Origin of the sequence: Vibrio sp. 10N.222.49.C9 (genome assembly GCF_041474985.1) — a bacterium.
GTDB classification, from domain to species: domain Bacteria; phylum Pseudomonadota; class Gammaproteobacteria; order Enterobacterales; family Vibrionaceae; genus Vibrio; species Vibrio crassostreae_C.
In genome coordinates, this window is sequence record NZ_JBFRVD010000867.1 from 1 (window position 1) to 328 (window position 328).

The following is a 328-nucleotide window of genomic DNA, read 5'->3' on the forward strand; positions in this document are numbered from 1 at the left end:
TTTGTTGGGTGTCCATCCTCAGATGCTTGCAATGCGAGCGGAGAGAACGGCGGTAATTGCTTCAAATATCGCGAACGTAGATACACCTAACTACAAAGCAAGAGATATAAGTTTTGAGGCAACATTGAGTGGCCTTAGTAGTTCTGTGCCTGACATAGAGACAGAGATGCAATATCGAATGCCTTTTCAGAAAAGTAGAACAGGCAATACGGTTGAATTGAATGTAGAGCAGGCGAAGTTTGCTCAGAATACGGCGGAATACCACCAGTCACTTCAGTTTTTGAAGTCAAAGGTGAGTGGTTTGAATACGGCGATAACGGGGCAGTAA

1 protein-coding gene is annotated in these 328 nt (G+C 44.2%); it reads left to right on the forward strand.

The genetic code is table 11. The features are described from left to right. Position 1 precedes the first annotated feature (1 nt). Positions 2–328, forward strand: coding sequence for a flagellar basal body protein (locus AB4585_RS25985; RefSeq protein WP_372171651.1), 327 nt, complete (start codon positions 2–4; stop codon positions 326–328).